The 13,238-nt window shown below is 70.5% G+C and carries 9 protein-coding genes; all 9 read right to left on the bottom strand.

The window, feature by feature from the left end; all coding sequences use genetic code 11:
* Complete coding sequence (locus tag OO71_RS10285; protein WP_033289469.1) at window positions 1–1,116, bottom strand: WD40/YVTN/BNR-like repeat-containing protein; 1,116 nt, start codon at window positions 1,114–1,116, stop codon at window positions 1–3.
* A 32-nt stretch (window positions 1,117–1,148) separates the two neighbouring features.
* Complete coding sequence (locus OO71_RS10280; protein ID WP_033289468.1) at window positions 1,149–1,946, bottom strand: helix-turn-helix transcriptional regulator; 798 nt, start codon at window positions 1,944–1,946, stop codon at window positions 1,149–1,151.
* Window positions 1,947–2,026: 80 nt separating this feature from the next.
* Window positions 2,027–4,198 carry a pyridoxamine 5'-phosphate oxidase family protein gene (locus tag OO71_RS10275; protein WP_033289467.1) on the bottom strand — a complete coding sequence of 724 codons (2,172 nt, stop codon included), beginning with the start codon at window positions 4,196–4,198 and terminating at the stop codon, window positions 2,027–2,029.
* A 24-nt stretch (window positions 4,199–4,222) separates the two neighbouring features.
* Window positions 4,223–5,011 (bottom strand): siderophore-interacting protein, encoded by a 789-nt coding sequence (locus tag OO71_RS10270; protein ID WP_245633622.1) that lies wholly within the window; start codon window positions 5,009–5,011, stop codon window positions 4,223–4,225.
* Window positions 5,012–5,469: 458 nt separating this feature from the next.
* Entirely contained in the window at window positions 5,470–6,636 is a 1,167-nt protein-coding gene (locus OO71_RS10265) for an amidohydrolase (protein ID WP_051791415.1), read from the bottom strand.
* A complete protein-coding gene (locus OO71_RS10260) occupies window positions 6,633–7,661 on the bottom strand; it encodes a succinylglutamate desuccinylase/aspartoacylase family protein (RefSeq protein ID WP_033289465.1) in 1,029 nt (342 codons plus the stop codon). Before OO71_RS10260 ends, OO71_RS10265 begins: the two co-directional genes overlap by 4 nt.
* An 18-nt stretch (window positions 7,662–7,679) precedes the next feature.
* On the bottom strand, window positions 7,680–9,518 hold the full coding sequence (locus tag OO71_RS10255) for a hydantoinase B/oxoprolinase family protein (RefSeq protein ID WP_033289464.1): 1,839 nt from the start codon (window positions 9,516–9,518) through the stop codon (window positions 7,680–7,682).
* On the bottom strand, window positions 9,515–11,155 hold the full coding sequence (locus OO71_RS10250) for a hydantoinase B/oxoprolinase family protein (protein ID WP_033289463.1): 1,641 nt from the start codon (window positions 11,153–11,155) through the stop codon (window positions 9,515–9,517). The genes OO71_RS10255 and OO71_RS10250 overlap by 4 nt, the downstream gene beginning before the upstream one ends.
* The gene (locus tag OO71_RS10245) at window positions 11,152–13,215 is read right to left on the bottom strand and encodes a hydantoinase/oxoprolinase family protein (RefSeq protein ID WP_033289462.1); all 2,064 of its coding nucleotides are present in this window, start codon (window positions 13,213–13,215) and stop codon (window positions 11,152–11,154) included. Before OO71_RS10245 ends, OO71_RS10250 begins: the two co-directional genes overlap by 4 nt.
* Between the last annotated feature and the right edge of the window lie 23 nt (window positions 13,216–13,238).

The raw sequence follows: 13,238 nt of genomic DNA, 5'->3' as shown, positions 1-13,238 counted from the left end.
TCATCGCAGGGTCTGCACCTCCACCGAGCACACCGCGGGCAGGTTGCGGACGATCGGGGCCCAGTTCTCGCCGCTGTCGTGCGAGGCGTAGACCTGGCCGCCGGTGGTGCCGAAGTAGATGCCTGCCTCGTCGAGCGAGTCGACGGCCATCGCGTCGCGCAGGATGTTGACGTAGCAGTCTTCCTGGGGCAGGCCGTTGGTGAGCGGCTCCCATTCGTTACCGCCCGTGCGGCTGCGGTACACGCGCAGCTTGCCCTCCGGCGGGTAGTGCTCCGAATCGCTGTGGATCGGGACCACGTACACCGTCTCCGGCTCGTGCGGGTGCACGGCGATCGGGAAGCCGAAGTCGCTCGGCAGGTTGCCGCTGATCTCGCGCCAGGAGTCGCCCGCGTCGTCCGAGCGCATGACGTCCCAGTGTTTCTGCATGAACAGCACGTCGGGCCGCGACGGGTGCAGCGCGATCCGGTGCACGCAGTGGCCGACCTCGGCGTCCGGGTCGGGGATGCCGTCGGAGTGCAGGCCGCGGTTGATCGGCTGCCAGGTCTCGCCGCTGTCGTCGCTGCGGAACGCGCCCGCGGCGGAGATCGCGGTGAACATCCGCGCCGAGTTGCGCGGGTCGAGGATGATCGTGTGCAGGCACAGCCCGCCCGCGCCCGGCTGCCAGCCCGGCCCCGACGTGTGCTTGCGCAGGCCGGTGAGCTCGTGCCAGCTCTTGCCCGCGTCGGTGCTGCGGTACAGCGCCGCGTCCTGCGCTCCGGCGTACACCGTGTCCGGGTCGGTGAGCGACGGCTCCAGGTGCCAGATCCGGGTGAACTCCCACGGCTTCGGCGTGCCGTCGTACCACAGGTGGTCGCCCGCGCCGCCCTCGTACGTGAAGTCGTGGTCGACCTGCTGCCACGTCTTGCCGCCGTCGTCGGAGCGCTGGATCAGCTGCCCGAACCACGACGTGGACTGCGAGGCATACAGCCGGTCGGGATCGGCCGGTGAGCCGTTGACGTGGTAGACCTCCCACCCGCCGAAGTGCGGGCCGTCGACCTCCCACTTCTCCCGCCCCTCGTCCGACGTGAGAATGAACGCGCCCTTGCGCGTGCCGACCAGTACTCGTACTCCGGACATCCCTGCTCCCTGCCTACGGCGCCTGCCGGACCTCAACCTATCCGCGCCGGACGGGCCGCGCTTCTCCATTCTTGCGCTCCCGACGAGGCCAGCGGCGGCAGCGCGACCAGCACCGGCGGCGACCACGCGGGCGCCAGGTCGAGCCGGACGTCCTGGCGCAGCGCGACCGGGCCCGGCCGGATGCGCACCGGGCGGGGCGCCGCGCCGACCGCCCTGATCCGCGGCATGAGCTGCTCGCGTGGATCGGCCGCCGACGGCAGCGCGCACGCCAGCAGCCGGTACGTCCCCGGTGGCACGCCGGTGAGCGTGAACTCCAGGTCGGGCCCCAGCAGTGACCCGCTCACCGGGACGCCGCGCGCCGCCGACCCGCTGAACAGCCCCACGTACACCGCCGGGCCGCCGTACAGCGCGGCGAACGCGGCCGGGCTGAGCAGCGCCCGCCCGGTGACCACGCCGCCCCGCAGGTCGGCGCCCGGTATTCGCACCGGTACCGGCGGATGGTCGCTGAGCAGGTCGGGAAGCAGCCGGAACCGGTGCGGGCTCACCCCGACCGAGGCGGTGAACCGCGTGGTGAACGTGCCGGGCGCGGAGAACCCCACCTCGTGGCAGATGTCGACGACCTTCTCGCCGGTGTCCAGCAGCAGCTCCTTGGCGAGCTGGAACCGCTGCGCGGCAAGGAACTTCCCGGGTGGCAGCCCGACCTGGCGCTCGAACGCACGCGCCAGATGGAACGGGCTGTACCCGACGTGGTCGGCCACGTCCTCCAGCGTGAGCTGCTGCGTGCGCCCGGCGGCGAGGAACCTCGCAGCTTCGAGCACGGCATCCCGCATCGCACACCTCCCTCGGATGTGCGGCCATCGTAATTCGGGGCACCGACAATTCCGGCGCGCCGGGATTCACCCGGGCGGGGTCAGTCCTCCCCGATCTCGACTACGACAGCCGACCGGGGGCAGCCCACGCAGGCCAGTACATAGCCCTCGGCCTGCTGCTGAGCGGTGAGACAGTTCGGCTGTTTCATCGTGACGTCCCCCTTGCGCAGCTTCACCATGCACTCGCCGCAGTTGCCGACCGTGCACGAGTACGGCATCGGCAGCCCCGCGGCCAGCCCGGCATCGAGCAGCGTGTCACCGGGTTCGACGGTCACCACGCCGACCTCGCCGCCCTCCTCCTCGACCACCATCTCCTGCGGCTCCGTGCTCGCGTCCGCCAGGTCGCCCACACTGGTGTACCGCTCCTCATGGAACTGCTCCGCCGCCACCCCGCGAGAGGTGACCACGGCCCGTACCGCGTCCATCACCGGTTCGGGCCCGCACGTGAAATATTCGGCCGACGGCGCCGTCGTGCCGATCCACCGGCGCAGCAGGTCCGCGTCGATCCGGCCGCGTTCCCCCGCCCAGCCGGTGCCGGGACGTGACAGTACGTGCGTGACCCGCAACCGTTTGCGGTGCCGCCGCTGCAACCGGGCCAGCTCGGCCGCGAAGATGATCTCGTCCTCCGACCGGCTCGCGTACAGCAGCGAGATCCGGCCGCCGCCCGGCCGCGCGAGCCGGGTCCGGATGATGCTCATCATCGGCGTGATCCCGCTGCCCGCGGCCACCAGCACCAGCTCGGCGCGGGAATCGGCATGGAAGGACCCGGACGGCCCGCGGACCGACAGCCGGTCACCGGCCTTCAGCTGCTCGTGGACGTGCCCGGAGAACCGCCCGTCCTCGACGTGCTTCACGGTGACCTCGAGCCGCTTCGACCCGGGTACCGACGACGCGGAGTACGCCCGCCGGACCGGCCGTCCGTCGATGTCGGTGATCAGCGTGAAGAACTGGCCGGGCCGGAAGTCGAACCCGGCGCCGTCTTCGAGCACGACCGTGAGGGCGTGCGGCGTTTCCCGGCGCACCTCGCTGACCCGCACATTGCGCAGCGCGGGCGGCCCGGTCTGCTCGGCACGGCGGCCCAGCAGCCGTTGCCACCGCGAGGTTGTCGGTGCCTCCTCGTAACCTTCGTCGCGCAGCTGAGACCGGTAGCTCAGATTGATCACGAACCGCAGCAGCTTGGGGAGCTTCGTGGCCGGTCTGAGCAGGAACCCGGGCGGCGCACCGGCGACGTTCGTGGTGTTGAGCGCCGCGTGTCTCGACGCCAGCGTCATCAGGTCCGGGACTTCCTGCCGGTCGACGTGCGACTCCGGGCTCCACAGCCGCGCCCCGGCGACCGCCTCGCTGTGCACCAGTTCGGCGTGCTCGACGTCGATCAGCACGGCCGCCTGCGGCACGTTTCCGCGCAGGGACATGGTTTCGAGCAGCTCGGCGTCGTCGGTGAGCGAACCGGTGCCGCGCAGGTGCAGGATGTCGGTGCGGCCAGGCACGAGCACCGCGAGCGCGACGCTCGGGTCCTGCAGCAGGTTGCGGAAGGTGTCGGCCCGCTTGTTGCCGCGGCGGTCGGGGAGCACGAGCGTGCGGCCGTCCACGACCCGGACGAACCCGGGCCCGTCGCCGCGCGGGCTGGTGTCGCTGCCGCCGTCGCTGTCCCCGGTGGCGACGACCAGGAACGGCGCGCGGGTGAGGAATTCCGCGATCCCTGGTTCGTCCAGCGGCCCGCGTGCGCTGCCGGGGCCCGGCTCACGTCCGGGTGCGCTGCGGACCGGCCGCGGCTGCCGCAGCTTGGACCGGAGCACACACCGTCCACAGTGGACGTACACCTCGAGGACGTCGACCACCGTCTCGCCGCCTTCGATCGCGGCGACCGACCCGTTCAGCCGCAGCGTCTCGCCGACCCCGGGCAGCAGGAAGACGAACGAGATGCCCTCGCCGTGAGCGGGTTCCGGCGCTCCGGCGGGCAGCGCGAAGGAAATCCGCGTGGGGGAGCGGACGTGCATGAAACCGGGAGCGCCACCTGCGAACGTGCTGTGCCGCGTGCCGTCCGCAATGCGGTAGCCGCAACCGGCGATCGGGCAGTGCGCGAGGATGTCCACGCATCCGTTGTCGAGATGGTCGAGCTGCTTCATCATGATCGCCGGACCCGGACGGCCGACCGCGGCCTCGACATCCGCGACGCTCGTCATCCGGCGCAGCGGCAAAGTGGTGTTGGGCATGGGTTTTCCGTTTCGTGTCGAGGATCAGCCCGGGCTGGAATGGCCGTAACGCCAGTACCCGGTGAAGGAGATGTCGGGCTTGCGCGCGCCGCGATCGGCGACGAGGTGGCGGCGCAGCGAGGTCGGCAACCGCGCTTCGCCCGCGACCCAGGTGTAAAACCGGCCGGACGGCAACGTGGCCCGGCGGACCGCGTCGAGGACGAGCTCGCCGGGCCGCCGCGCCGGATCGTCGCGGGGCAGCCAGTGCACGCGAACGCCCGCGGGCCACGACGGCGGAGTGACCGGGACGTCGGCGGTGGTGGGCACTTCGAGGAACGCTTCGGCCTTCAGCCAGTGGGGTGCGCCGTCGAGGATGGCTTTGGCCGCAGGAACGGCACTTTCGTCGGCGGCGAACAGCTGCCAGCCGACGCCGTCCGGAGGCAGGTACGTGGTGCCCATGTCGAAGATCCCAGCCGGCGAGCCAGGTTTCACCCGCTCGACCCATTGGGTCATCGGGGAGTCCCCGTGCAGGGCGAACTCGATGTCGACCTCGCCGGGGCGCGTGCGGCGGATCGTGAGGGTGCGGACCCACGGCCGCACGGTTTTCGGCAGAATGATCATCTCGGCCATCCACGCCTCGCTGGACCTGGTCGGCATGCGCAGCCGCGGCTGCCCGTCACGCGGAAAGAACAGCCGCACCGTCTGATCAGCACCGACCGCGATGAAGTCCTCGAGCGCCTCCCCGCCGAGCGTCACGGACGCAAAACTCGGCGACACCTGCTCCCGGCGCACGACTTCGAGCGTGATCATGGTGCGCGACTCAGGCGCCCGCACACGGGGGATCATCGAGGGGATCCGTTGTTTGTCCAGCTCATAGCTATATTGTGAGCATTAGCTCAGGTATTCGCTACTCGCTTTTCGCCCGTTCTCAGTAACCGGCGGCGCGTGTCCCGGAGCCGCACGTGACAGGGTTCCTGAGCCGCGCAGCGGCTACCCCTTCACGGAATCAGATTCCCTCATGGTTCCCTTCACAGCCCTCCGCATTCCGTGAAGGTTCCCTTCACGGCTTTCCCCACCACCCACTCACCGCAGCCGATGCACCCACCGGGACCACGGCACCCAGTCCCGGCCCTGCACCCCGATACGAAGCCAAAACACGGTCGGGAGGGGCTTTGTCAAGGCATCTTTCCCGCCTTGACAAGCCCCTCCCGACCTTAGTCACACTTCCGGCTTCGGGGTGCCCCACCGCAACGCTCCAAGCCAGGGCACCTTCACAACCGGCGGCCGAACCCCTAGAGGGAAACCGCAGCCAACCCCTCCCCCCGCAACTCCTCCCCGGACTGAAGCAACTCCGCCCCGGCCAACGCCATGATCCCCCCACCCCGCACCATCGCGTCGAATGCAAACGGCAGCCCCGCGTAATGCGTCGCCTCCCGGCTGTGAAATGCCACCTCCCGCGGCCAAGTCGCCACCGAAAACAGCGCCGACGGCACCCGCTGGCTCACATTCCCGAAATCCGTCGACGCCAACGCAGCCCAATCCGCCACCGGCTCACCCGCACGAACGAACGCCCGCCGAACCGCCGCGTCCACAAACCCGTTCCACCGCACCGGATCGATCGACACCAGATCCTCGATCCGGACCTCCGTCCCCGTCGCCCGCGCCGCCGCCTCCGCCGCTTCCCGAAGCCGCCGCTCCAGAACCTCGATCTCCCCGGCATCCGTAGACCGAGCAGCCAGCAGACAAGACGCACGCTCCGGGATCACGTTCAACGCCTGACCTCCGTCAGTGATGATGCCGTGCAGCCGAGACCCGTCACGGAGGAACTGCCGCAGCGCAGCCACACTCTGAAACGTCTGCACAACCCCATCCAGCGCGGACGCCCCCTGCCAAGGCGCCTCCGCAGCGTGCGCAGCCTTCCCGGAGAACTCCAGCGACAGCTGCCGGACCCCGTTGGAGCTGACCATCACCGTCGACGAGTGGTACGCGTGGAACGTGAGCGTGGCCGACGTGCGGTCGAACACCCCCGCGTCCAGCATCACGACCTTGCCGATCCCGCGTTCCTCGGCGGGGCAGCCGAACACCTTCACCGTCCCGCCGAGGTCGGCCAGCACCGACCGCAGCGCGAGGCCCGCGTGCACCGCCGAACCGGCGATCAGGTGGTGCCCGCACGCGTGCCCGATCTCCGGGAGCGCGTCGTACTCGGCGAGCAGCCCGATCTCCGGCCCCGGCCGTCCGGAGTCGAGCGTCGCGACGAAGGCGGTGGCCAGGCCGGGGACCGTCGTGACGTCGAAACCGTTGTGCCGCAAGAGTTCCGTGGTGACCTCGTGGGCGTGGAACTCGTGCAGGCTCAGCTCCGGCCGGGCGTAGATGTCCTCGGCAAGCGCGACCGCGTCGGCTGTCGCCGCTTCGTGGGCGGCGGTCAGCCGGGTGGTCACGTCCTCGGAGAGTGCGGTCATGCGCCGGGCTCCGGCCGGGCCGCGACGAAGCCCACGAAACTGCCTTCCGGGATCGCGTGGGTCGAGTTGCCGTACAGCGTCCCGAGGTGGCCCCACAGGAACCCGTCGACCGGCACGGTCACCTCTTCGACCGTGTCGCCCCACACGTCGGTGATCTCCGCGATGACGGTCCCGGCGTCCACGTCGCTGCCCGGCAGGTGCTTCGACCAGAAGATCCCGGCGTGCTGGTTCACGACGCCGCCGTGGTACTGGTACACGCCTTCGAGCCGTGGGACGACCTGCGGTTCCGGCTCGTCGTCGAGGATTCCGAGCGCCCGCATGGTGTTCATGACCGCGATCCGCCCCATCTCGGCGGCCGTGGTCGACCCGCGTGACACGAGTTCCAGCATCACGCCCGCCACGCCGTGCGCCGACGCGGCCGCGGCGGGCTGCCCGGCGATCGAGCCGACCAGCGAGCCGCTCGCGTCGGCCGGTTCGGTCATCCGCACCCGGGTGAGGCCGGTCGCGTCGGCGATCAGTTCCTGGTCCTTGCGGACCCGCTCGGTCGAGGCCTGCTCGGGCAACAGCATCGCGATCGGCCACGACGGGTCCGGGTTGCCGTGGATGTCCAGGTAGTGCGTGGCTTTTTCGAACGCGGGCAGGTGGCTCGCGGCCAGCCGCTGGGTGATCAGGCCCTGCGGCGCCGCGGGCCAGCGCACCGGCAGCGCCATGTGCAGCCGGTCGTGCGGCGACTCGTAGCTCGCGTGCTCGAACGCCAGCGGGTTCGCCACCGTGATCGCGATGAGAGTGCCGCGCATTGTGGTGGGGTCCAGTGCTTTCAGGGTCGCGATCAGCGCCGCCGTGCCGACGATCTCGTCGCCGTGGGTGGCGCCCATCGCGAGCAGCACCGGACCGGGCTCGACGCCGTGCGCGACGACCACCGGCGACGCGACCTGCGTACCTGCCGAGAGCCGGACGCTCGCGAGCGAGCCCTTGCCGATGGTGCCCGGCTTGACGCTCAGGTCACCGAGTTCGAAGCTGTCCATGGGTTTCTCCCTCCGAATTCAGGAAACGCGGTGCGCGATCTTCGCCCGCTCGATGGTCTGCTTGCGCCCGGTCCCGCGCCGGTCCCGCGGGCCGCTGCGGATGCGGTCGCGTTCCGCCGCGGTGGCGACGTAGTCCACGACCCAGGTGACCGGGTCGACCACTACGCCGTAGTCGGCCTTGGCGCCCGCCACCGACACGAGCTCGTCGAGCACGTCGTCGAGGACCGCGGCCGGGTCGCGGTCCAGCGGGTCGCCCCAGCCGCCACCACCGCCGCTCTGGGAGAAGATCGTGGCCGCCGGGTCGTAGGGCCCGGCCGCGGCGAACTCCCCGGCGACGATCTCGTCCGGCGTGCCCTCGTTCAGGATCGAGTAGTTGCCCGCGCCCTCGTACCCGCCGACGTACCCGGGGAACGGGTGCACCAGCGACTGCGAGTTGAGGTTCGCCACCGGGTTCGCCGCCCAGCGGTCGACGCGGCGCATCACGTACGCCGGGCTGCCGCGCCACTGACCGGGTGCCGCCGAGTCGGTGGAGTACTCCGCTTCCAGGTACTCCGTCGGGTACTGCACCTCGCAGAACTCGTGGTTGGTCGGCCGCGCGACGCTGAACGGCGGGGACCAGGCGCCCCAGCCGTCGACGCCGTAGGCCCCGCTGCAGTCCATCGCCACCATCGACAGGTCCCAGAACAGGAACGCGCCGGGGTTGCGGGAGGAGTGCGTGAGGAACCGTTCCGGGCGGGTGTCCATGCCGTACACGTAGGTGTTCGCGGTGTCGATCACCGCGTTCCCGGCGCGTTCGGGCGCGAACTGCTCGCACGCCTTCATCACGGCCTGCCCGATCTGCCCGCCCGCGACGATCGTGCCGAGTGCCGTCGTACCCGGCGACCGCGGGTTCACCAGCGTGCCTTCCGGAAGGGTCACCGTGATCGGCCGGTAGAAGCCCGAGTTGAACGGGATTCCCGGGCACAGCGCGGCGAGCACCACGTTGACGTAGGCCAGCGTGTTCGCCGGGACGCTGTTGATCGGGCCGGTGGACTGCGGGTCGGTGCCGGTGAAGTCGAAGTCGATCCGGTCGTCGTCGATCGTGACGGTGACCGCGATCTTCAGGTCACGGCGGTCGGCGTAGTCGGTGTCGACGAAGAACTCCGCCGGGTACCGCCCGTCCGGCCACTGCCGGATCTGCTCGCGGAACTTCCGCTCGGAGTACCCGAAAATCCAGTCGAGCGAGTCTTCGACGGTCTTCAGCGAGTACCGGTCCACCAGCTCGCGGATCCGCTGCTCGCCCACCTTCCCGGCACCGATGATGCCCTCGAGGTCCGACTCCATGAGGTCCGGCATCCGGTTGTTCGCCGACAGCCAGTCCCACACCTCGCGCCGCCGCATGCCCTTCTCGTACAGCTTGATCGGCGACGGCCGGAACCCCTCGTGCCAGATCTCGTGGCACACCGGGTTGACCGCGCCCGGCGCCGGACCGCCCTGGTCGAGCAGGTGCAGCCGGCCCGCGGCGAGGAACCGCGGCTTGCCCTCGAAGAACATCGGCACCACGGCCGTCCAGCAGCCGAGGTGGCTGCCGCCGTGGTAGGAGTCCGACACGAGGAGCACGTCGCCGGGGTGCAGATCGCCGCGGAAGAAGTCGAGGCACTCCTGCGACGACATGATCCCGGCCATCGAATGCGTGATGATCCCGGCGCGCGCGACGATCTGCGCCGACGTCCCGTCGTAGGAGTAGATCCCGGCGCCGCAGTCCTTGGCCTCGTTGACCCCGGGGTTCATCGAGGAGCGGCACATGCTTTCGTACACCTCGTCGCACACGGCGTCGAAATAGCCGCGCACGACCTCGGCGGTGATCTGGTCGGTCATGGCGTGCCCTGCTTTCCGTAGCTGCTCGCGGCCGCGGAGGGCGAGAGCAGGCCGTCCTCGATGTCACCGGCGATCGCCGCCGCGTCGCGGGACCGGGGATCGCCGTAGCCGCCGCCCCCGGCGACCCGCAGGCGGATGCGGTCGGCGGGAATCGGCTGGTCGCTCAGGGTTTCCGGGGCCGGGGTCCACGTTCCGCCGTGCTCGAACGCGATTTCCCCGGCCGCTCCGGCTGACCCGCCGTCGGTACCGGCAACAGTTCCCGCCGACGGCGTGGTCCACAGCGTGTAGTGGAGGTCCGGAGCGACGGCGAGCACGGTTTCCACCCCGGGCGCGCCCGTCCAGGTACCCGCACCGCCGCTGTCGGCGAGGTACTCGACGGATTCGACGGGCAGGCCGGTGTCGGTCTCCCATTGTTCTGCCGAAGGCAGTTCCGACCGCGTCTCCGGAGCCGGGCGGCCCCAGCCGTCGGTCCCGCCTGCCGCACTGGCCCCGCCGATACCCCAGCGCCCGAAATCGAGCAGTGCGCTGGTGTCGGCCGCGGGCCGGGCCACCACGAGCGGACGCGGGACACTCAGCGCGGGCAGTGCTTTCGCCACCGCCTGGCCGAGTGCCGCGCCCACCGCGCCGACGATCTCGCTGCCGCAATGGCTTGCGCCGTAACCACATGGCGCGGGTGCCTGTGGGTCCACAATGGACCCAGGGCGGGTCACGAGCCGGAACACCCGGGTCAGCCCGCTGTTCGCGGGTACCGCGCTGCCGAGCACGGTGTGCACCGCGGTGGTCACCGCCGACGCGGTCACCCCGGCCGGGCTGTTGACGAACAACGGCTGCTGATCGTCCGAAGCGGACAGATCGATGGTCAGCTCGCCACCGTCCACAGTGGCCTGTGCGCGGACGGTGAGCGGACCGGCCTCGCCGAGGTCGAGGGTCCGTTCCCCGGTGTAAGTTCCGGCCTCCCAGGACGAGAGGGCCCGGCGGGCGCTGCGCTCGGTGTAGTCCTGCGCGTAGCCGAGCGCCGCTTTCACTGCGGCGACCCCGTTTTGCGAGATCAGCTCGCCGATCCGGCGGTGTCCCACCGACAGCGCCGCGATGGCGACCTCGATGATCCGCCGGGTCTCCTCCGGACGGCGCCCGTTGAGCAGGAACGCGGTCTGGATGTCGCGGACCGGGCGGCCGAGCCGGCGGATCTTCATCGGCGTCACCGGCACGCCCTCGGCGAGCAGCTCGGTGGCGGCCGGGTTGAGGTTCCCGCCCACCTGCCCGCCCATGTCGCCGATCCGGACCTGCGCGACCAGGTGCAGTACCAGCTCGCTGTCCAGGATCAGCGGCGCGACGAGCGTCGGTTCCTGCACCCGGGTCCCGCCGTGGTACGGATCGTTCGTGATCACGACGTCGCCCTCGATGAGGTCGAACTCGAAGTACCCGGACACGTGCCGGACGGTCGCCTCCACGGAACCGAGCCGCGCCGGGTTGTCGATGGCCGCGACGTTGCCCTGCGGATCCGCGACGGCGACGGCGAACTCGCGGCCCTGCGCCAGTTCCACCGTGGGCGCGGCGTTGGCGAGCGCCGCGGCGACCTCGCCGGTGCAGGCGAGCAGCCGGGTACGCAGCACCTCCAGTTCGATGGCGCCGGTCATCGGACGACCTCGATCACGTACGTCTCGTACTGGTCGAGCATGGCCTCCTGCCCGTCGCACACCACGATCGTGGTGCCGGGCTCGTGGATCACCGCGGGACCCGGGATCACGTTGCCCGGTTCGACGCGCGTGCCGTCGTACACCGGGGTGTCGGTGAACCCGCCGAGCCGCTCGAAGTACACCGAGCGCGTGCCGACCAGCGCGGCAGCCGGGTCGTCCTGGCCGAACTTGCCCGGTTCGGCCATGCCCGCGGTCTGCCGCAGGCCGGTGAGCTCCACCCGCACCGACACGATCTGCACCGGCAGTTCCGTGCGCTTGTGCCCGTACAGCAGTTCGTGCTGCTCGTGGAACTCCTGGATCGCTCGCGCCAGGCTCACCTCGGTGATCTTGCGCGTTCGGGTGTGCAGCGGCACGATCACCTCGCGCGTCTGCCCTTCGTAGCGCACGTCGAGATACCGCTGCAGGCGCGTGGTTTCCGACGCCGGCAGCAGCTCGTCGGCCTCCGCCTGCACGCGGGAGAAGACGTCGGTCAGCTCGTCCGGGTCGATGGCCTCCGCCGCCCGCACGTACGAACGGACGCGGGAGACCTTGAAGTCGGCGACCATCCCGCCGAACGCACTGAGCACGGAAGCGTTGCGGGGTACCAGGATCGTCTTGATCCCGAGGTCCACCGCCTGGATACCGGCATGGATCGCACCCGCGCCACCGAAGGCCATCAGCGCGTAGTCGCGCGGGTCGCGACCACGGGTGACCGACACGTACCGCAGCGCGTTCGACAGGTCGCTGTTGGCGATCCGGGACACGCCGACCGCGGCCTCGGTCACCGAAATCCCGAGCGGTTTGGCGACGTGCTCGTCGAGCGCGGCTTCGGCGGCGGCGCGGTCGAGCTTCATCGCGCCACCCATGAACCGGTCGGCGTCCATGAACCCCAGCACCAGGTTCGCGTCGGTGACCGTCGGCCGGGTGCCGCCGCGGCCGTAACAGGCCGGACCCGGTTGTGCCCCGGCACTTTCCGGGCCGACGCGCAGCGCACCGCCGTCGTCGACCCACGCGATCGACCCGCCACCGGAGCCGATCGTGTGGATGTCGACCAGCGGCACCGCGACGCGGTAGCGGCTGATCCAGTTGTCGACGCCGACCTCCGGCGTGCCGTCGTGGATGAGGCAGACGTCGTAGCTGGTGCCGCCCATGTCCGCGGTGATGATGTTGCGGTACCCGGATCGCTCGCCGATCGCGACCGCCGCGACGACCCCGCCTGCCGGGCCGGACAAGACCGCGTCCACGCCGTGCCCGGCCGAATACCCGACGTCCATGATGCCGCCGTTGGACTGCATCACCACGAGCTCGCCGGCGAACCCGGCCGAGCGGAGCCCGGAATCGAGCTTGTGCAGGTAGTTCTCCAGCAGCGGGCTCGTGTACGCGTTAACCACGGTCGTGCTCACGCGCTCGAACTCGCGGATCTGCGGCAGCACCTCGTGCGACAGGGTCACGAAGCATTCCGGGTGCTCCTCGGCGATGATCTCGCGGATCCGCCGCTCGTGCGTGTCGTTGACGAACGAGAAGAGCAGGCACACCGCGATCGACGAGATCCCGGCCGCTTTGAGCTCGCGGACTGCCGTGCGGACCTCGTCCTCGTCCAGCGGCGTGGTGATCGCGCCGGTGTGGCCGACCCGTTCGGTGATGCCCTTGCGGAACCGGCGGCGCACGATCGGATGCGGCGCGGGCAGCTGCAGGTCGAGCGTCTCTTCGCGGTAACCGCGGCGGATCTCGAGGATGTCCCGGAAGCCCTTGGTGGTGAGGAGGCCGGTCGGGACCCCGGTGTACTCCAGCATCGCGTTGGTGACGACGGTGGTGCCGAGGATGAAGAACTCGGTGTCCGCCAGCAGGTCGCCCGTGGTCTTGCCGAAATGCGCGGCGACGGCGCCGACCGCGTCGAGGACGGCCTCGGACTCGGCGTGCGGCCGGGACGGGACCTTCCCGGTGAAGACGCGGGAATCGGCCACGGTGGCGACCACGTCTGTGAACGTCCCACCGACGTCGACGGCGATGGTTGTGCTCATCTGCTTGAACCTTTCCGGGGTGG

Source organism: Amycolatopsis jejuensis, from assembly GCF_000717335.1.
Classification (GTDB): Bacteria; Actinomycetota; Actinomycetes; order Mycobacteriales; family Pseudonocardiaceae; genus Amycolatopsis; species Amycolatopsis jejuensis.
This window is presented reverse-complemented; position numbering and strand designations above follow the sequence as displayed.

Bases quoted from the DNA above. Each gene is read 5' to 3' on its own strand.
- OO71_RS10285 (WP_033289469.1), bottom strand. From the start codon at position 1,116: ATGTCCGGAGTACGAGTACTGGTCGGCACGCGCAAGGGCGCGTTCATT.
- OO71_RS10280 (WP_033289468.1), bottom strand. From the start codon at position 1,946: ATGCGGGATGCCGTGCTCGAAGCTGCGAGGTTCCTCGCCGCCGGGCGC.
- OO71_RS10275 (WP_033289467.1), bottom strand. From the start codon at position 4,198: ATGCCCAACACCACTTTGCCGCTGCGCCGGATGACGAGCGTCGCGGAT.
- OO71_RS10265 (WP_051791415.1), bottom strand. From the start codon at position 6,636: ATGACCGCACTCTCCGAGGACGTGACCACCCGGCTGACCGCCGCCCAC.
- OO71_RS10260 (WP_033289465.1), bottom strand. From the start codon at position 7,661: ATGGACAGCTTCGAACTCGGTGACCTGAGCGTCAAGCCGGGCACCATC.
- OO71_RS10255 (WP_033289464.1), bottom strand. From the start codon at position 9,518: ATGACCGACCAGATCACCGCCGAGGTCGTGCGCGGCTATTTCGACGCC.
- OO71_RS10250 (WP_033289463.1), bottom strand. From the start codon at position 11,155: ATGACCGGCGCCATCGAACTGGAGGTGCTGCGTACCCGGCTGCTCGCC.
- OO71_RS10245 (WP_033289462.1), bottom strand. From the start codon at position 13,215: ATGAGCACAACCATCGCCGTCGACGTCGGTGGGACGTTCACAGACGTG.